Source organism: Salicola sp. Rm-C-2C1-2 (assembly GCF_040196175.1).
Classification (GTDB): domain Bacteria; phylum Pseudomonadota; class Gammaproteobacteria; order Pseudomonadales; family Oleiphilaceae; genus Halospina.
The window spans coordinates 188,413-207,305 of record NZ_JBEFNF010000007.1; the positions used below are offsets into that span (position 1 = coordinate 188,413).

14 protein-coding genes are annotated in these 18,893 nt (G+C 56.0%); all 14 read left to right on the forward strand.

The window, feature by feature from the left end:
* Positions 1–50: 50 nt before the first annotated feature.
* The 14 genes from AAF659_RS12620 (at position 51) to AAF659_RS12685 (ending at position 18,307) form a co-directional block, all read left to right on the forward strand.
* Positions 51–326 carry a hypothetical protein gene (locus tag AAF659_RS12620; RefSeq protein ID WP_349752127.1) on the forward strand — a complete coding sequence of 92 codons (276 nt, stop codon included), beginning with the start codon at positions 51–53 and terminating at the stop codon, positions 324–326.
* Between the two features lie 68 nt (positions 327–394).
* Positions 395–1,675 carry a ComEA family DNA-binding protein gene (locus AAF659_RS12625; protein WP_349752129.1) on the forward strand — a complete coding sequence of 427 codons (1,281 nt, stop codon included), beginning with the start codon at positions 395–397 and terminating at the stop codon, positions 1,673–1,675.
* Between the two features lie 124 nt (positions 1,676–1,799).
* A complete protein-coding gene (gene darT / locus AAF659_RS12630; protein ID WP_349752130.1) occupies positions 1,800–2,447 on the forward strand; it encodes a type II toxin-antitoxin system toxin DNA ADP-ribosyl transferase DarT in 648 nt (215 codons plus the stop codon).
* Positions 2,447–3,511, forward strand: a complete 1,065-nt coding sequence (gene darG, locus AAF659_RS12635; protein WP_502949213.1) for a type II toxin-antitoxin system antitoxin DNA ADP-ribosyl glycohydrolase DarG — start codon at positions 2,447–2,449, stop codon at positions 3,509–3,511. Before darT ends, darG begins: the two co-directional genes overlap by 1 nt.
* Before the next feature lie 161 nt (positions 3,512–3,672).
* Positions 3,673–4,335 carry an SOS response-associated peptidase gene (locus AAF659_RS12640; protein ID WP_349752132.1) on the forward strand — a complete coding sequence of 221 codons (663 nt, stop codon included), beginning with the start codon at positions 3,673–3,675 and terminating at the stop codon, positions 4,333–4,335.
* A 163-nt stretch (positions 4,336–4,498) separates the two neighbouring features.
* Entirely contained in the window at positions 4,499–6,067 is a 1,569-nt protein-coding gene (locus tag AAF659_RS12645) for a hypothetical protein (RefSeq protein WP_349752133.1), read from the forward strand.
* Between the two features lie 93 nt (positions 6,068–6,160).
* On the forward strand, positions 6,161–7,909 hold the full coding sequence (locus tag AAF659_RS12650) for a carboxypeptidase-like regulatory domain-containing protein (protein ID WP_349752135.1): 1,749 nt from the start codon (positions 6,161–6,163) through the stop codon (positions 7,907–7,909).
* A 206-nt stretch (positions 7,910–8,115) separates the two neighbouring features.
* On the forward strand, positions 8,116–10,092 hold the full coding sequence (locus tag AAF659_RS12655; protein ID WP_349752136.1) for a type I restriction-modification system subunit M: 1,977 nt from the start codon (positions 8,116–8,118) through the stop codon (positions 10,090–10,092).
* A complete protein-coding gene (locus AAF659_RS12660) occupies positions 10,089–11,435 on the forward strand; it encodes a restriction endonuclease subunit S (RefSeq protein WP_349752137.1) in 1,347 nt (448 codons plus the stop codon). Before AAF659_RS12655 ends, AAF659_RS12660 begins: the two co-directional genes overlap by 4 nt.
* A 72-nt stretch (positions 11,436–11,507) precedes the next feature.
* Positions 11,508–14,684: a type I restriction endonuclease subunit R gene (locus tag AAF659_RS12665; RefSeq protein WP_349752138.1), complete on the forward strand. Its 3,177-nt coding sequence runs from the start codon at positions 11,508–11,510 to the stop codon at positions 14,682–14,684.
* A 455-nt stretch (positions 14,685–15,139) separates the two neighbouring features.
* A complete protein-coding gene (locus tag AAF659_RS12670) occupies positions 15,140–15,535 on the forward strand; it encodes a hypothetical protein (RefSeq protein ID WP_349752139.1) in 396 nt (131 codons plus the stop codon).
* A 4-nt stretch (positions 15,536–15,539) separates the two neighbouring features.
* Positions 15,540–16,736 (forward strand): DUF6575 domain-containing protein, encoded by a 1,197-nt coding sequence (locus tag AAF659_RS12675; protein WP_349752140.1) that lies wholly within the window; start codon positions 15,540–15,542, stop codon positions 16,734–16,736.
* A 67-nt stretch (positions 16,737–16,803) separates the two neighbouring features.
* Positions 16,804–17,493 (forward strand): Abi-alpha family protein, encoded by a 690-nt coding sequence (locus AAF659_RS12680; protein ID WP_349752141.1) that lies wholly within the window; start codon positions 16,804–16,806, stop codon positions 17,491–17,493.
* A 100-nt stretch (positions 17,494–17,593) separates the two neighbouring features.
* Positions 17,594–18,307: an FRG domain-containing protein gene (locus AAF659_RS12685; protein ID WP_349752142.1), complete on the forward strand. Its 714-nt coding sequence runs from the start codon at positions 17,594–17,596 to the stop codon at positions 18,305–18,307.
* Positions 18,308–18,893 lie beyond the last annotated feature (586 nt).

Here is an 18,893-nt window from a genome sequence, read left to right on the forward strand (position 1 = left end):
TACCTATCCTCACTAGCTGCAGCGCAACGATGGTCCAGGAACCTGGCCCTGTGGAACACTCATCGGAATATGGGCCCACCCGTGATGCTACGGGCGATCGGGTAGGCATCGTCAGCTACCTCAATGAGGGATTATGGCCGATCCCCGGATGGCGCCGAGAAAACGCATACGAGTTGATGCACAACCGGTGTAGTGGCGATTACACGCTGCTGGATGAGGACACCTCCACAAGCGAGCCCACTTATTACACCCAGGCAAGCTCTGGTACAGCAACCACTTACGGTTTTACCAGTGAATATGTTTACTTTACTTTCCGGTGCAACTAATCGCCCAAAAGAAAACCTCGACGGGCTCCTAGCGTGATTTAAAACGGTGGATGGCAGGAGCCGAATTGATGGGCCTTTTCAATCTGGGCAAAAAAGATGAGTACGGCCGCCAGCGCCGGGTGGAGCACCGTGGACGCCACCTGCGTGCGAGCCGAACTGGTGGTGTGGCTTTACGGGCTCAGGCCAAAGCGGCCGGCGTGAACGTCACTGCCAACACCAGCACTGGATTCCGTGTTTCCGGAACGCCCATGACTAACACCCAGGTCGCCCTGCAGAACGGGCGCTTTGTGTTGCGGGGGCGTTACGGTGACGGGCCCACCAAACTCAACGTCTCCAAGACCGGCGCAACGGTATCTACCCGCAACGCGCTGGGCTCGTTCAACTGGATCAAGCCCAACCGCTCGTCGGCCAAGGTAGCCGGTGTCCAGGTGCATGGACGGAACGCGGCCTTCCTGCAGATGATCTATATGCTCTTCGTAGGCCTCGCGATGGCCGTGCAAGTTTTGATTCAGGCGCTGGTGGTGCTGTTTCGACTTGGCGTATTGTTGGGCGGGATCGTCTATAGGCTCGCATTGGCGACACCCTACGCGGTGGCGGTTACGAAACGGCGCTTTCGCAATTGGCGTCTGGCTCGTCGGGTTTCACAAGGCATGGAGGGGCTGGAACCGCCCACCTCTGCCTGGACCCAGGAGGCACTGATCGCTGGAACCGCTCTGGTTCTGGTGGCGTGGGGGCGCGAGCGTGATCCAGATGAGGTCGCGCAGGCAATGCAGGAACGCGTGGCCTCGAATGCTGAGACCTGGCCCGTGCTGGCCAGCGCAACAGAAGACCTTGCTGCAGTGGCTGCTCGCCTCCAGGAGGTGCAGGACAATGACGATGAACAGCGGCGGGAGGCGCCTCCTATGGTGATGGCCGCCCTGGCCCAGCGAATGACGGAGAAAGCCCCCGAGCACACCGTCTCTGAAACGATTCTGCAGGCGGATGAGCTCGCACTGGAAGATGGCGACCGCACGCAACGTCAGGAAGCGTTGATCGAGATCTACGCGGATTTCGCAGGGATCCGATTTCAGGAGCCGGAAGAGGTGGCCTCTGCAACGAATGCTACACAAAGCCAGCCCGAATCAGCGGGGGGCAATAGAGGACCGGCGCCAGCAGCTCATGACGCCTACGTCGCCTTGAATACCGCTACCGAGCAGGAACTGCAGAACATCCCGCACCTGGGGTCAGAGCGTGCACGCGAGCTCATCACCATGAGGCCGATCACAGATCTGAACCAACTGACCGCTATCAACGGAATTGGAGCGACACGTCTAGACGATATCCGCGATTATGGGGTGACGCTGGACTGAAACTGTCTCAGAGAGATGCTCGGTGTGGGCGTGCGGTCCTACACTGTGCTGCTACGGATGGAGTGCCCGCTGGAATCGCAACGGGTAAACTGGATACCGAGACAACAACACCCCCGAGGGACCAATGGGCTTTGAAAAGGACCTGAAACCCGAAAAGGCTCTGATTTTCCGTATTACCCATCGCCGAAACTTACCGTGGTTGCTGGATCATGGGCTGCATTGCCCGTCCAGTAAAATCCTGGATGACGATTTCATCACCATTGGCAGCCAAGACCTCATTCAGGGACGCGCCACGCACCAGGTCCCAATGGCGCCAGGCGGGGTGCTTGCCGACTATATCCCATTTTATTTCACCCCGTACTCGCCAATGCTGCTCAATATTGTGACGGGGCGAAATGTCCAGAAACGGCCTAAATCCGACATTGTGATACTGGTTAGCTCACTCCCAAAGGTCGAGGAAGCGGGCGTCCAGTACCTGTTCAGTGATCGTCATGCCTACCTGATCAACGCAGAGTTCAGTGATGACATCGCAGACCTTGCCACCATGGTCCGATGGGACCTTCTCCAGGCTCGGGACTTCCAGAAAGATCCTGAAGATCCCGAGAAGTCGGAGCTTTACCAGGCAGAAGCTCTCATCCATCAACACCTACCGGTGGATGCTCTCAAGGGCATAGTAACCTACAATGAAACCGTAAAAGCTGAGATCCAGGCACTGGCCGACGAGCGACAGCTTGACCTGAGCGTATACAGCAAACCGAGTTGGTTTTTCTGATGATCGAGTACACAGAAGGCAATTTACTGGAAGCCGATGTGGATGCCCTGGTGAACACCGTCAACACGGTAGGCGTCATGGGCAAAGGGATCGCTTTGATGTTCAAGGAAGCCTTCCCGGAAAACTTCAAAGCCTATGCCCAGGCCTGCAAGTCCCAAACGGTACAGCCGGGTAAGATGTTCGTTACGGAGCGCTCAGACCTCGTAGGGCCTCGGTGGGTTATCAACTTTCCCACAAAGCAGCATTGGCGGTCCCCCTCGAAACCGGAGTGGATAGCTGACGGCCTCCATGACCTGAAACGGGTCATCCTGGAAAACGACATCAAGTCTATTGCCATCCCACCTCTGGGGAGCGGCAATGGTGGACTCGACTGGTCCACGGTGAAGCCGATGATTGAAGAGACTCTAGGCGATCTCGCAGAGGTACGTATTGTCGTTTATGAGCCGACAGCACAGTACCAAAACGTCACCCGTCGAACCGGGGTTGAGAAGCTAACCCCACCACGAGCGCTGATCGCAGAGCTGGTTCGCCGTTACTGGGTGCTTGGTATTGAATGCTCTCTGCTCGAAATCCAGAAACTGGCCTGGTTCATGGAGCGGGCGATCAACAAGACAGGGCTGAAAGATCCCATGGACCTTCGCTTTGAAGCCAATCGGTACGGGCCGTATGCGGACCGGCTACGCCATCTGCTGGATTCACTTGATGGAAGCTACCTGCAGTGCGAAAAACGATTGGGGGATGCCAAGCCAGAAGATGTCATCTGGTTCGATCAATCGCGTAAAGAGAAAGTAGCCGTCTACCTCAAGTCTGGAGAGGCACAGGCCTATACGCCAGCTCTGGATAAAGTCTCCAGCCTGATCGACGGATTCCAGTCTCCCCTAGGTATGGAAGTGCTCGCCACGGTGGATTGGCTCATCGCGCGTGAGGGCTGCGAACCGAACCTGGAGAGCATTAAAGCAGGTTTGAAACAATGGCCTGCGGGCGAACAGGCAGCAACCCGAAAAGCCAGCCTATTCAGCGATGCAATGCTTCAGCACGCGATTACTCGCCTGCAGCAATTCTGACTCTGTACCAGACACTCGTTATTTCACCTAAACCAAAGAATAAAACGCATTCAAAAAACAATAGACTGACGCACCAGCCCGGGTGAGCGCGATGCCACCACTCGTCTACTTTTTTGGGGCCTACCAATCGCTTCTCGGTAGCTACTTTGGGGAAGAGAAGAATGTGCGGACGTTTCGACCTCCACACGCCACGCCCATGGATCGCTGAACATTGGTTTGGCATAACCCACCCTTTGGGCGATTCAGTGGCCAGATACAACACGCCGCCAGGCACATCCATCACCATAATCCGAGAACACGATGGTGTGATCGCGTTTGAATTTGCTCACTGGGGTTATCGACCACCTTGGGCTGGGGATGATGCCCCCAAGCCGATCAACGCCAAAGCTGAGACGGTGGCGACCAGCAAATACTTCCGCTCCGCCTTCCAGCGTCAACGTTGCCTTATCCCCGCGAATGGATGGTTTGAGTGGAAGCAGGGTCCGAACGGGAAGCAGCCTTACTACATAACGCAAGTCGATGCCGGCCCCAAGGACGTGATCTTCTTTGCAGGCATCTGGGAGGGATCTACAGAAACTGGTTTCTGCACAGCGGTTCTTACTGAACCAGCCGCCTCAAACCTGCAACACATCCATAACCGGCAGCCAGTTGTCCTGGATCCTGAGTGCCGGTACGACTGGCTTAGTTCAGCCCTCACAGAGCGAGAGCAGATCAAAGAGGCGGCGCATCGTTTGGATCCCGAACGGCTCACATGCTGGTCAGTCACACCTGCCATGAACCGTCCTGACCAAAACGATCCATCCATCATAGAACCCCTCAAATAGCTACTGGCTCTGCTAAACCGCGCGCTCGGCTCAGGCCTCGAAGTTCCTAGAGGCCTATAGGCCTTACTCGAATTAACATATCATTACGTCGTCATTAAGGAAGTGTCTATAAACCGCGACTAGGATCGACGGTGGTCTTATTGATATAACCATGGAGAAAATTATGAACCGGATCCCCTCACCACTTGCTCTCGCGGTCGTCAGCGCCATGTCAGTTGGCCTTGCCGGCTGCTTCGGGGGTAGCTCTTCAGGCTCCTCCAGCACTAACGACGACTCAGGCAGCAACGAGATGACTCGCACAGCTGACCTCGAGGGCGAGCAAACAGGGAGTTTTCAGGATGCCGCTGTTGAGGGGTTGACCTACTGGACTGCTTCAAACGGGCTCGGTCAGACCGGGAAAAATGGCAGTTTCAACTTTAAACCCGGCGAGGTTGTTGCCCTTTACCTGGGCAATGAACTGGTCACATTGACCGATGCGGAGCTCTTTTCAACGCCGATGGACACGCTCTCCGTGCGCAAAATCAAAGAGCAGGGCCTTGGGCACCCGCACGAAGGCATCAACGTACTGCGCCTCCTGCAAACAATCGACTCCAGTGACGAAGACTCAACCATCGTCGTCCCCGACAGTTTCCATGAGGATCGCAATAGCACTTCAGTAGGGCTTAATCTTGCCCAGGATACCGCAGGCTTTGCCAATGCAGGCAAAACACTGGACAGCATCCTCACCACTGCAGGCCAACAAGGTGAACCCCTGGTAGCAAGAGGCGATGCTGCAGAGCATCTCAAACAAACCCTGGCAAACCTCGACAACAATGTCATCGATCTGCGGGGCGAATGGGTTGCCACCTCTACCTACATGAAACAATTTGGCGATCAGCCTGACTCATCATGTGTCGATGTAGGGCCTGCAACCTGGGTCGTGGGTGATGAGACGGTCTTCCTCCACGGCGATGAACTCCACAGCGAAACCAACAATGGAAGCATTACCTGCGAAGGCAGAGACTACGGTAGCCAGGATACATCTGATTGGGCTGGTGTCGATCAAGCCACTCGTAACGGCATAGATGGTGTTGAGTGGTCAATCGCAGAAAATGGTGCTCTGGATTTCGATTGCGGCCCGGAATGCACCCTCGCTGAACTCAGGGGCACCATCGACGACTGGGAAGAAACCTGCCTTGCAAATGACTTTTACACGTACAAAAACAAAGGGGACGGGATCGATCACTTTCAGGATGCGGATTATTGCGAGGAGAGCGATGATCACAATGGGCCTGTCGTAGGTTTTTCCGAAGTCACTTACGTGGACCGCCTTGGTGGGGACCGCATCCTCCGACTCAAGCGCGATTTCTACGCGTCTCAGGCTCCTGCTGAAGACGCAGAGCGTGCCTCCAACTTCAGTGAAAATGGTTTCTCACTGGATGTCATGAACCGCAGAGAAGCCCTCGATCACACCGTGGATCTCACTGAGGGTGAATGGGAGGAGAAGCTCATCTCTGCCACGGACGATCAGACCATCGATGGCGGCACCTACAGCTTTCCGTCAGATGAAAGCAACATCGCCCTGGACTGCGCGGAGAATGGATTCCAAGCCTGCACCTGGTCAGAGCTTAATGACAGCTACGACGACGGCAACGGTAACACTGTGCAGTACATCCACATCCGGGGCACGGATGTCATCAACTGGGTGGATGGTGACACTGTCGGTACTCTAACCCGCAACACAGGCGGCTGACCTCCTTCGAGGAGCTGTCGGGGTCAGCATCGCTGCCCCCGACAGCCTTCTCAACTACCTCTCTCAACGTACACTCAGTAAAAGGAGATGGTCATGGACCACCGTCTTTCACCCCTCAGCCTTGCCGTAGTTGGCGCTCTCTCACTCTCCCTCGCAGGCTGCTTTGGAGGAAGCTCCTCCGGCTCCAGCAGTGACTCGGATTCAACCGCGGTGTCCGGCACCGCCGCCACAGGCGCACCGTTGGCAGGGGCTGAAGTCTGCCTATCTACCAGCAGTCAGGCTGGCTGTGCAGCATCCACCACGACCAATGAAAACGGCCAGTACAGCTTCAGTGAGTCCGATCTAGAGGGCCTGGAGGCGCCCTTTGCCATTACCGTAGAGGGTGAAGACGCTGGCGGGGACCCGGCAGTTCTGCGCTCCATTGCGGAAGGCAAAAAAGGCACCACAGCAAACGTCACCCCGTTCTCAGAACTGGTGCTTTCAGGCGCCCTCAACAACGCGGATCTCAGTAATCTGGATCCCGGCGCTGCCGCTGAACAGAACATCGGGAATACACAGCAGGCCATCCGGGCCATCCTCGAGAACGCGGGCGTTCTCAGCAAGCTGGATATCGCGTCCAACATCGACCTGGTCGGTGACGCCAACTTCCAGGCCGACCGTACTGGCTTGGACCGGTTGCTGGATCTTGTCGATATTTCCACCTACGAGGCTGACGGTAACGGTAATGTCGGTATCCAGATCACTGACCTCGGAAACCGCACCCAGCGTCTGGTCCTTGAGCGAACCAACGGCGCCCTTCAGCTGAATGATGCCAGCAGCGACTTCGGCGGCGCTCTCAACGCAGCCAATGCCGACCTTCCTGCCATTCGCGACCTGTTCAGCGATCTCGGTGCACTGTTGGGTGAAGGTGCTGCCATCTCTGAGTATGAGCCGCTGGTTCACCAGAACTTTTTGGACCTGGGAATGGATCGCTCCACTGTCATCGATGAGATGAGGAACGAGAAACTTCTGTTCAACGGCGTTCAAAACCTTGCCGCGTCTTTCGATGTGAATGGGTGTGAGACCGCTCAGGAAGGTGTGGTCTGCCAGGCGAAAGTCATGATGCTCGACGCGAACGGCAACCGCCTGCATCCCCTGGATGTTGCCATCATTCAGACCGCAGACGGCTGGAAGCTTTGGGGCAACCAGAGAGAGCATGATCTGGAGCTTCAGCCTTACGCCATGTACCAGGACGGACAGGCGCCAGAACTCGGCGTCCAATTCCAGCTCAACAGCGGATCTTTCGGGAGTGCGGAAGTCTTCTCCACCGAGTCCGGTTCTGATCAGAGCGTCTTTACCTGGAAAGATGGCCAGGACAACCGTATCGCAATGAACGAGTCTGAATTGGATAATGTCCGTAAAGACGACGGCCATTACAAGATCGAGCTCTTCAGTTCCAACGACCTAACGGGGGACGTTAACAAAACCTACTCCGACATTGCCCTGGACTCGCTGCCCTTCATGGGCGCCCCGGAAGCCTACGCAAACCGCTTCCCGACGCTGACGGATGAATCTCAGCAGGCTCTGGATAATCTCAGCAGCGATGCAGACAGCGTTACCGTGGCCCTGGATCTTCACCCAACCACGCGCATCCAGGAGATGACAATCAGCGTGCCCACTTCCGGGAGCTGCAGCTATAGGCTTCAGATTGATGGGCACAACATTGACCCTGAAAAGACGCTTGAGCTCCGTGATTCGGATATCGGTTGCCCGAACGGCAGCTTCGATGGCTCTCAGGCAGAGGTGTCAACGGTAACGGTCGATGCGAAGGGCCGGTATTACTTCAAAGGCCCCGCCTACTAACCAACCAAACCAAGCGCAATGTGATCCCCGGGCAATCCGGGGATCCTTTTCGATTGCGTCCCTCAATACCGCAAAATTGACGCCCCTCCCCTTTCACTGCACCCTTACCCCAAAACGGCATCTATGCCTCCGACACCACCTGTCGCAGGCGCCGCCCAGAATCGCGTCAATCGCACCGATCCAACGCCCCTTTGCCCGGAGCCCGAATGAACACGGAAAACCACTCCGAGATTGCGTCCTTCATCTGGTCCATCGCCGATCTGCTGCGCGGGGATCTCAAGCAGTCCCAGTACGGCCGCGTCATCCTGCCATTCACCCTGTTGCGCCGGATGGAGTGCGTACTGGAGCCAACGAAGGACGCGGTGCTGGATGCCGCCAAGCAATACGCGGACAAATCCGAAACCGCCCGGGACCGCCTGCTGCATCGCGCCTCAGAGCAACCGTTCTACAACAGCTCCCCGCTGAGCCTGGCGTCGCTGTCGGACACGCAGACCGGCGAAGACCTGATGAGCTACGTGCACTCATTCAGCGCCCAAGGCCGCGCCATCTTTGAGCACTTCAACTTCGAGGACTTCGTCCAGCAGCTGGAGAGCAGCAACCTGCTGTATCAGGTCGTCCAGGAGTTCGCAGCGGTGGACCTGAGCCCGAAGCGCATCTCCAACTTCGGCATGGGCAGTGTGTTTGAGGAGCTGATCCGCAAGTTCGCGGAGAGTTCCAACGAAACCGCCGGGGAACACTTCACCCCGCGCGACATTGTGCACCTGGCCACCTCCCTGGTGATGACCGGCGAGGAAGACCACCTCCAGCCCGGCAAGATCCTGACCATCTACGACCCGACCTGCGGAACCGGCGGGTTCCTGTCGGAGGCGGAATCCTACGTGAAGTCTATCAGCGAGCAGGTGGATGTCTCCGTTAGCGGCCAGGAGCTCAACCCCGAGTCCTACGCCATCTGCGTGGGCGACATGCTCATCAAGGGCGAGAAGGTCGAGAACCTCAGGCTGGGCAACACCCTCTCGGACGATCAGCTGCGCGGCAATACGTTCGACGTGATGCTCACCAATCCGCCCTTCGGCGTGGACTGGAAGAAGGTGCAGGACAAGGTCCAGAAGGAACACAAGGAGCGCGGCTATGAGGGGCGCTTCGGCCCCGGGTTGCCACGGGTCTCGGATGGCTCGCTGCTGTTTCTCATGCACCTGGTTGCCAAGATGCGCCCTGCGGAGAAGGGCGGCTCGCGCATCGGCATCATCCTGAACGGCTCGCCGCTGTTCACAGGTGGCGCCGGCAGCGGTGAATCCGAGATCCGGCGCTACATGCTGGAGCACGACCTGGTGGAGGCCATTGTCGCGCTGCCGTCGGACTCGTTCTTCAACACTGGCATCAACACCTACGTCTGGGTGCTGTCCAACGACAAGCCCGAGCAGCGGCGCAACAAGGTCCAGCTCATCAACGCGGCGGACCGCTACGCCAAGATGCGCAAATCGCTGGGCAGCAAGCGCAACTACATCCCCGAGTCCGAGCAGGACGAGATCGTGCGCCAGTACGGCCGGTTCGAGGAAACGGACGAAAGCAAGATCTTTCCGACCCAGGCCTTCGGCTACCGGCGCATCACCGTGGAGCGCCCACTGCAGCTCAACTTCCAGGCCTCACCGGAGCGCATCGAGCGTATGAAGGGCGAGAAGTTCTTCGAGAAGCTCTCCGAGACGGACCAGGCCAACCTGATCAGCGCCTGCGAGAGCCTAGGCGACACCCTCTACCGTAACCGGGAAGCCTTCCTGGAAGCGCTCAAGGGCGAATGCACCAAGGCTACCTTCTACCCCAGCGCCGCCCAGCTCAAGAACATCTGGAAGGCGCTGGGCGAGCACGACCCGGAAGCCGACTACTGCCGGGATAAGAAAGGCAACCTGGAAGCCGACCCGGACCTGCGGGACAACGAAAACGTGCCGCTCGGTGAGTCCGTCTACGACTACTTCGAGCGCGAAGTCCTGCCCCATGTGCCGGACGCCTGGATCGATGAGTCCAAGACGGACGAGAAGGACGGCGACGTCGGCATCGTTGGCTACGAAATCCCCTTCAACCGCCACTTCTACGTGTTCGAGCCGCCCAGGCCGCTGGAAGAGATCGACGCGGACCTCAAGGAATGCACGGACACGATCAAGCGGATGATTGAGGAGATGGCGGTATGAGCTATTCGAGTTATCCGGGGTACAAAGATTCAGATGTGAATTGGCTCGGGGACATTCCAACGGACTGGTTCACAGCGAAATTAAAGCGTGCTGCTAATTTGATTACCGGCGTTACTCCGCCAAGTGATGATTTGGATAATTACTCTGAAGATGGCTGGCCTTGGGTCACTCCAGATGATTTAGATGAAGCAGGGAAACCTATAACCGCATCTAAATATGTCACCCAACAGGGTTGGGGGTACTGCAGGCCAGTAAAACCTGGAGCAACTTTAGTTTGCTGTATAGGAAGCATCGGAAAAGTCGGATTTTCCAATCGAGTCATATCTACAAATCAGCAGATAACTGCGCTAGAGCCAGCATGCCACCCTCGGTTTCTGTTCTACTGCATGAACGCCGCTAAGCCCGAGCTTGACCAAGAAGCCACCGGCAACGTCCTTAGAATTCTAAATGCTGAACGTCTTGGGAACCTTTCATTAGCTCTACCATCATCAAAAGAACAAACCCAAATCGCACGCTTCCTCGATCACCAAACCGCCCGCATCGACGCCCTGATCGCCGAACAGCAGCGCCTGATCGAGCTGCTCAAGGAAAAGCGCCAGGCGGCGATTTCCCATGCCGTGACCAAGGGGCTGGATCCGGATGTGGTGATGAAGGACTCCGGGGTGGAGTGGGTAGGTGAAGTGCCGGAACACTGGAATGTTCCTGCAATAAAAAGGTTATCTGTAGTTCAGCGTGGCGCTTCACCTCGACCTATTGATGACCCGGTATACTTCGAAGAGGAAGGAGAATACGGCTGGGTCCGAATCGCGGATGTATCGGCTTCGAGCGGTTATCTAGAATCTACGACACAAACCTTGTCTGCGCTCGGCAGCTCTTTGAGTGTCAAGCTTGAACCAGGGGCGCTCTTCGTGAGTATAGCCGGTACAGTGGGAAAGCCTTGCATCACGAATATAAAAGCCTGTATTCACGACGGTTTTGTGTATTTCCCTGAGCTAGCCATCAATTCAAAGTTCTTGTACTACATATTTGAGTCTGAACTCTGCTACAAGGGTTTAGGGAAGTTAGGTACCCAACTAAACTTGAATACCGAAACGATTGGCGGAATCAAGATCGGTCTTCCTCCAGATTCTGAGATAGAAGACATTGTCGGTTATCTTGAAAAACGCTTGAGTCAGATTGACGAAATGTCAGATCAAGCACGCGCTACTGTAGAGCTTATGGAGGAGCGCCGTTCCGCCCTGATTTCCGCAGCCGTCACCGGCAAGATCGATGTCCGCGACTGGGAACCGCCGGTTTCCGAAACCTTCCCCCAATCCACCGCCAGCGAAGAAGCGCCAGCCTGAGCCCGATTCAAGGAATGCGGCTTATGGTCTACAGTGAGAGCAATCCGATAAAACAGGTCGAAGTGTAGCGTCATGGCCGACGAACGAGAGCACCAGTTCCAGAAGGACATCATCAACGAGATGACCGCCCAGGGGTGGCAGACCGGCACGGCGGACGGCTATGACCGGGAGCTGGCGCTCTACACCCAGGACCTGGTGGATTTCTTCAAGGAGGCCTACCCGGATCGCTGGGAGAAGTTCGCCAAGGCCTATCCCGGGGATCCGGAACGCCAGCTGTGCGTGGCGGTGGACCGGGAACGGCGCAAGAAAGGCACGCTCTTCGTCCTGCGCAATCCGGTGCGCCTGCCCGGCCACTACATCGAGGCCTGCGCTTTCAAGCCCGACCACGGCATGAACCCGGAGTCCGAGCAGCGCTACCACGCCAACCGCCTGCGGGTGGTGCCGGAGGTGTCCTACTCGCCCCATGCCGGGGAGAACTACAACCCCCGGCTGGATCTGGTGCTGTTCGTCAACGGCATCCCCGCGGCCACGCTGGAGCTCAAGAGTGAGTTCAAGCAGTCCGTGGAGCGGGCCAAGCGCCAGTACCAGCACGACCGACCGCTGAAGGCGCCGACGAACAAACAGGTGGAGCCGCTGCTGTCGTTCAAGACCGGCGCGCTGGTGCACTTCGCCGTCAGCCAGGACCGGGTGGCCATGACGACCCGCCTTGCCGGCAAGGACACAGGCTTTCTGCCGTTCGACAAGGGCACCCCGGAAGGCGCCGCGGGCAACCCAACGCCGACTGATCCCAACGAATACGCCACTGGCTATCTCTGGAACGACGTCTTTGCCCCGGATGCCTGGCTGCGGATCCTGCAGCGTTTCCTGCACCTGGAGCAAAAGGAAGAAGAAGACTTCCACGGCAACATCCAGACAAAGGAAGCCCTCATCTTCCCGCGCTATCACCAGTGGGAAGTGGTCAACCGGCTGATCGAGACGACCCGCCAGGAAGGCGCCGGCGAGCGCTACCTGATCCAGCACAGCGCCGGCTCCGGCAAGTCCAACTCCATTGCCTGGACGGCGCACCAGCTCGCCGGCCTTTACGACGACAACGACGCCAAGCTGTTCAACTCCGTCATCGTCATCACTGACCGCACGGTGCTCGACAGCCAGCTCCAGAACACCATCCGCCAGTTCGAGCGCACCGAGGGCATGGTCCGCGCCATCACCCGGGATGAGAAAACCACCCAGAGCAAGTCCGAGCAACTGGCGGATGCGCTTCGCAAGAGCACGCGCATCATCGTGGTCACCATCCAAACCTTTCCGGCGCTCTACGATGCCCTGGAGAAGGATAAAGCGCTCGCCCAGGGCCGTTATGCGGTCATCGCCGACGAGGCCCATTCCTCCCAGACCGGCACCTCGGCCACCAAGTTGAAGGCCCTGCTGGGCGGTGGCGATGAGGACAACGAAGGCGAGGTCAGCGCCGAGGAACTGCTGGATGCGGCGGTGTCCTCCCGCAAGCCACCGACCCAGCTCAGCTATTACGCCTTCACCGCCACGCCCAAGGCCAAGACCCTGGAGCTGTTCGGGCGCCGACCCAATCGTAACGAGCCGGCAAGCGAGGACAACCTCCCGGAGCCGTTCCACCTGTACTCCATGCGCCAGGCCATCGAGGAAGGCTTCATCCTGGATGTGCTCAAAAACTACGTGACCTACAACGTGGCCTGGAAGTTGGCGCACCCCCACGGGGATGAAGAGGAAGTGGAGTCCCGCAAGGCCTCGGCCACGTTGGCGCGCTGGGTACGGCTGCACCCGTACAACATCAACCAGAAGGTGGAAGTCATCGTCGAGCACTTCCGCGCCAATGTGCGCCACCTGCTTGACGGCCAGGCCAAGGCGATGGTAGTGACGGCCAGCCGCCAGGAAGCGGTGCGCTACATGCTGGCCATGCGCAAGTACGTTCAGGAAAAGGGTTACCAGGATGTCTTCCCACTGGTGGCCTTCTCTGGCGAGGTGCCCGCCGATGACGTGATTCCGGAGCCAGTGACCGAAACCAGCAAGCTGCTCAACCCGGACCTGCACGGCCGCGACCACGCCGAGGCATTCGACCAGGACGATTACAACGTGATGCTGGTGGCCAACAAGTTCCAGACCGGCTTCGACCAGCCCAAGCTCTGTGCGATGTACGTGGACAAGAAGCTGCAGGGCGTGGAATGCGTGCAGACCCTGTCCCGCCTGAACCGCGTCTTTCCGGGCAAGGAAACCTTCATCCTGGATTTCATCAATGACGCCTCGGACATCCAGGAAGCCTTCGAGCCCTATTACCAGCAGACCGAACTGGCCAACGTCTCCGACGCCCAGGTGGTCTACGACCTGTTCGACAAGCTCAACGAGTCCGACATCTACACCTGGAGCGAGGTGGAAGCATTCGCTACAGCGTTCTTCGACCCCAAGGCTAAGTCAGCCCGCCTCGATAATGCCTGCCGACCCGCGAAGGATCGATTCAAGGCCCGTTACGACGACGCCCAGAAGCAGATGCAGGAAGCCCGAAAACAGGCCCGGGAAGCCGAGCAAAAGGGCGACGAACGCGCCCAGAAACGCGCCGAACACGACCTCAAACAGGCCGGGGAGCAACGCGACGCTCTGGATACCTTCCGCAAGGACCTGCAGAGCTTTGTTCGCGCCTACGAGTTTCTCTCCCAGATTGTGTTCTACGACGACCGGGACCTGGAGCAGCTCTGTGTCTTCGCCAAAAATCTGCATGGCCTCCTGCGCGTTGAAAGGCTGGAAGAGGACATTGATGTATCGGGGCTGGAGCTCACTCATTACCGGCTGACCAAACAGGCCGAGAACCGTCTGGAGCTAGGTGACGAACAGGGCGAGTACAACCTGACGCCGGTCAGTTCCGTGGGCTCCAGCAAGGCGCACGATCCGGAAACCAAGCGCCTTTCCGAGATCATCGAGTCACTGAACGAAATCTTCGGAAGCGACATCAGCGAAAAGGACCAGCTCCATTATGCCCAGGGGCTTGCGGGCCGACTGGAACGGGAAGAGTCGGTAATGAACCAGGTGCTGAACAACGACCCGAACCAGATCATGCACGGCTCCTTCCCGCAGAAGCTGCAGGACCTGGTGCTGGATGACATGAACGAGCACCAGAGCATGGCGGAGCGGGCGATGGAAACGCCGGAGAGCGAGGTGAAGCTGGCGCATCTGGTGTTGCGGTTGTTGCTGGATAAGCATCAGCGGCCGAATGCGGTTGACGGCTAGAGTAGAAAATGCGGGTTTGCTCTACCACAATGACGTCTTCTAACAGAAGCTTATTGGGGACTTCTGCAACCCCAAAAATTGGGACATGGGTGGTGTTGAGCCGCCAGTATAAGCCTGTTGGTTTCAACACCAGTAACTTCGTCCATTATGAGGAATCCCCAGTCTCAGCGAAACTGACAGGAATCGTGCAAAGTAGATGTAAGAACCTATCATACACAGGGGCGGCAGAAGGTGACCGATTCTACTTATACAACTACCGTTGTGTGCCCACGCGCTCGCAATCAGACATGGATACGTACTTCAAGAAACTGGTAACCCTTGCACGCTTAGCATCACGACGGAAACTTAACAAGTACAGTAATGGCGACGGCTATTCCATTGTCATTTCGCCTTCATTCCACACGTACTGTTTCCATTGGGCAGGACTAGACACGTCGTAAAAGGATATCGTAAAAATGCCACGCTCTTGGCCCGAACATTTTCCTGCTGGATGCCCTCCGGAGGAATCCGAACTCGCCACAGGCCGGATATACCGGTTTGTTTCGGGTGAAGCGCCTACTCATGACGATTTTGTGAGTTTACAGTTAGAGAATCCCACAAATAGCTATGGCCGCATGGCCTGTCAAGCGTGTGGCCTTTCAGTTTTTCGCGATTGGGCTGTGTGCCTTTATTCCCAAAAAGTCGTTCCGGCTCTGAAAAAGAAAAAAATTGCATTTGGCGATCTTACTCCTGATCACGGCGCTGTGATGCCAACCCCGAGTAAAATGACAGAACGGCATCATACATGGTGGCTTCCTGACACGGTGGACGCTCCAGAAGATCTGTTCATTATTGCGGAAGACAATGGATAGTGACATGAACGTACTTCCGCAGAATACAGTGTTAGGCGCGATGCAGATGGAGGAAGTTTTTATCCATTTTGACTTTCCTCGGCTATTCCTGTGTCGGAACAAGGTGGGACAACGGTATCTAGGACTTTCTGTTGAAGACGGTGACAACGAGCTAGAGTTTGTCTTTGTCGCCGTGTCTCCGTGGCGGCTGAACGCGTTAATTCGGCAAGATCTGGACTTGCAAAGCGCGATAACTCATGCGGAAGAGGGTGTAGTCCTTCGAGTTGGGCGATCGATATACCGTGATTCATCAAGCGTGGACATTATCAACGTGTCTCAAGTGCCGGACGACTGGTTGCCAGATAACGACGTATACCTTGAAACGGAGGGGACACTAGAGGATTTCGAAGACCTATCGGATGTTGATAGTGCATCAGCTGGTAGCAATCGAGAAATCGTTAATCTCGGTTTTGATCTGGCAGATCGAAGAGACCATGAAATACCGGCTCGCGTGCTCTCATCATTACTTGGTACCTTCCAAGAGCTTATCGATGCAATAGGTCAAAGTTGCAAGGGAGAGGCGACTCTTCGTGGGGCGATACCTGGTGAAATCCTACGGCAGACCCGCCTTAATGTTGCAGGTTCTTTCAAGAGTTCATTTGGAGTCCAAATCCGGGCACAGAATCTCTCAGACATATTTGGCGAGACGCTTCTGCGTGATGCCCTAGGTGAGCTGGCCAACCTCCTAGGCACTGAAGCCGATGAGGATCGTATCAGCAATAAACTCCACCAGCTTCGTGGTCGAGTGGCGTCAAAATATAAGAACCTACTGCAAGAACTCGGTTCGTCATCCGCCGGTGTACACGTCCGCTGGCGGTCACCAAGCCCCGACAGTCACGCGGACATTACCCTTACGAGGGAAACGATCAACGCGGCCCTAAAAATTGTGAACATGATTGACTTGCAGATGGCGGAGGAAGTTGAAGTTCCCGGAACGTTATATGGACTTAATGTGCGAACAGGGGTGTTTGAGCTGTGGTCGTTGGATGAAAAGGAAAAGTACACCGGAAAGCTGGCGGATGAGGTCCCCGATCGCGTCTCGCACGCAACACTGCAAGAGCGCTACGTCGCCACGGTCCGAAAATTCCTTGAGGTTCAATCAGCCTCAGGAGAAGAAAAAGAAAAGTGGGTTCTCGTTGACCTCAAGGCCGTTGCTGAGTAGGACTGCCCAACAAATCGCTGCAGCGAACGTGCGGTGAGCGCTGCCGTTAAGAATTTAGGGATTCGCGATGACAGATGACTCGAAGGCAATTGACGAGGTTGCAAAAACGTCGGGAAAAGCTATCGATGCAGGCAGAGAGCTTGGTAGCTTTATATCCAAGTACGTGGGTGGTCCTTTAGACCAGGCAATGGGGATAGTGGAGGACAAGCTCAAATATTTGCGGTGGGAACGTCAGATTCGACTTATGGAACGCGCGAACAAATTTTTATCGGAGCGTGGCCTTCAGCAGCCAACCCGAAAGGTTCCAATGCAGATCGCAATTCCTATTATGCAAGGGGGCTCGCTAGAAGAAGACGATTCACTTCAAGATCGGTGGGCTGCTCTACTTGTTAATGTCGCCGATGAGTCATCAGGGTCTGAGGTAAGGCGAGCTTTCATAAGTATACTCGAAGATCTTTCCCCCCTCGATGCGATTGTGCTCGAAAAAATATACGATATCTCTGCGGTTCCCCGAGACAAGAACGAGGTGTGGACGACCAGCTTACCTGAGCAGGCGTTGGGAACGAAGCCGGAAGCAGAGGACCTACGTCCGTCAGCACCTGTCGAGTTATCTTTGGGCAATTTAGCTAGACTGGGACTGATAAGTTCGGCTATGGCCTGGGGAGGCATCGCTATGCTGAGTCGTGTACATAGAACAGTGCTGGGATATGAGTTCCTGAAAGCTATCAAGCATAGCTCTAAGTCCTGTGACCAGTAGTTGTAGTTCGTTCTGCGCGTCCAGCCCTCCACCGGACGCCATTCTCTCCGCTTCGCTGAAGAAGGTCGTCGCTTAACCAGAGAATTAGCAGTATCCATTTATGAGAATCACTTCGTTTTCAGAATTTCATGAAGTCTTTTCCGGATATCGAAGAGACAACCGATGGATGTTCAGGGGCCAAGCTGATGCCGATTGGCCAGTCGTTCCGAAGGCAGGCCGGCATCCCTACAAAGAGCGTAGTGACTTGGATTATTTGGCAAGCTGGAAGAGGAAGGCATCCGAATTCATTACATCCAAACCCGAAAATGACTGGGAGTGGATGGCGATTGCACAGCATCATGGTTTACCAACCAGGTTGCTTGATTGGACCTACAACCCATTGGTAGCTGCCTTTTTTTCTTGTTTTTCAGAGCCGGAAAAAGATGCTGTCGTTTATTGTCTGCTTCCATATTGGGAAATCCTTCCTGATAAAGCTGAACCTGGGAACCATGACAATATCAGCAAGTTTAAACCCACTATGGTGGCCTCGAGGATTGGCAGGCAAAGTGGCCTGTTTACAGCTCACCCAGATCCAGATGAAGAACTTTCAAAAGCACTTACTGATGAAGACAAGCTTGAAGTTCACACCATCAGTGCGGACTACAAGAAAAAAATGCTTTTCGAGCTCAACCATTACGGCGTCAACAAGCTTACTTTAGTGGGGGATTTGGACGGCTTATCCGCACACATGTGCTGGATCTTGGAGAATCGGCGGTACTGGTCTGACCATGACGAGTTTATGCGGGAATTGATTGGAGAAACTTCTAATGGGTAGGTGAGTCGGACCAGAGTTAGGATTCGCGGCCTGCCTGACCTGTTTCCTGTAACCAGTGGACTCTAAAACGGCTAGGCACGGCGGCAGCTCCTCCATTACGCCTTCACCTCCATGCCAAGGGCGCGCATGCTGCAAGCGTTAAGGTTGTCGAAAAACTGACCCCTGAGCTAAAACAGGCTATTGTTGCACTTCACATCATCTATCTTATCCGCGTGAACAGAAAGAACAAGCTCCAAAGTAGCTCGACGACTAATCCCAGATCCCCCGGGTAAGCACACTTGTTAAAAAATATAGCCCCCTCTCGTGGAAGGGGCTTAGACGTCAAGCTCTCCTGCTTTGGCTCGGTACTTATTACACCTTTGGTGAGGCCGCCAGGCGTTCCTTTATTCCGTGGGCTTGGAAATTTGAATCCTGCTGTGATTGCTGCAAATCCCCGTCTCCAGCGGCTTTAGGATAAAAGTAAGCGGTCCACGAACTCCATCTTAACGGCCTGAGCCGGATTCGCCAGACTGCCTCCGTGGTTTCAACGGAGGTAATCATGACGCACCGACTGACCGACACCCAGGCGTTCTGGCTGGGGCACCTG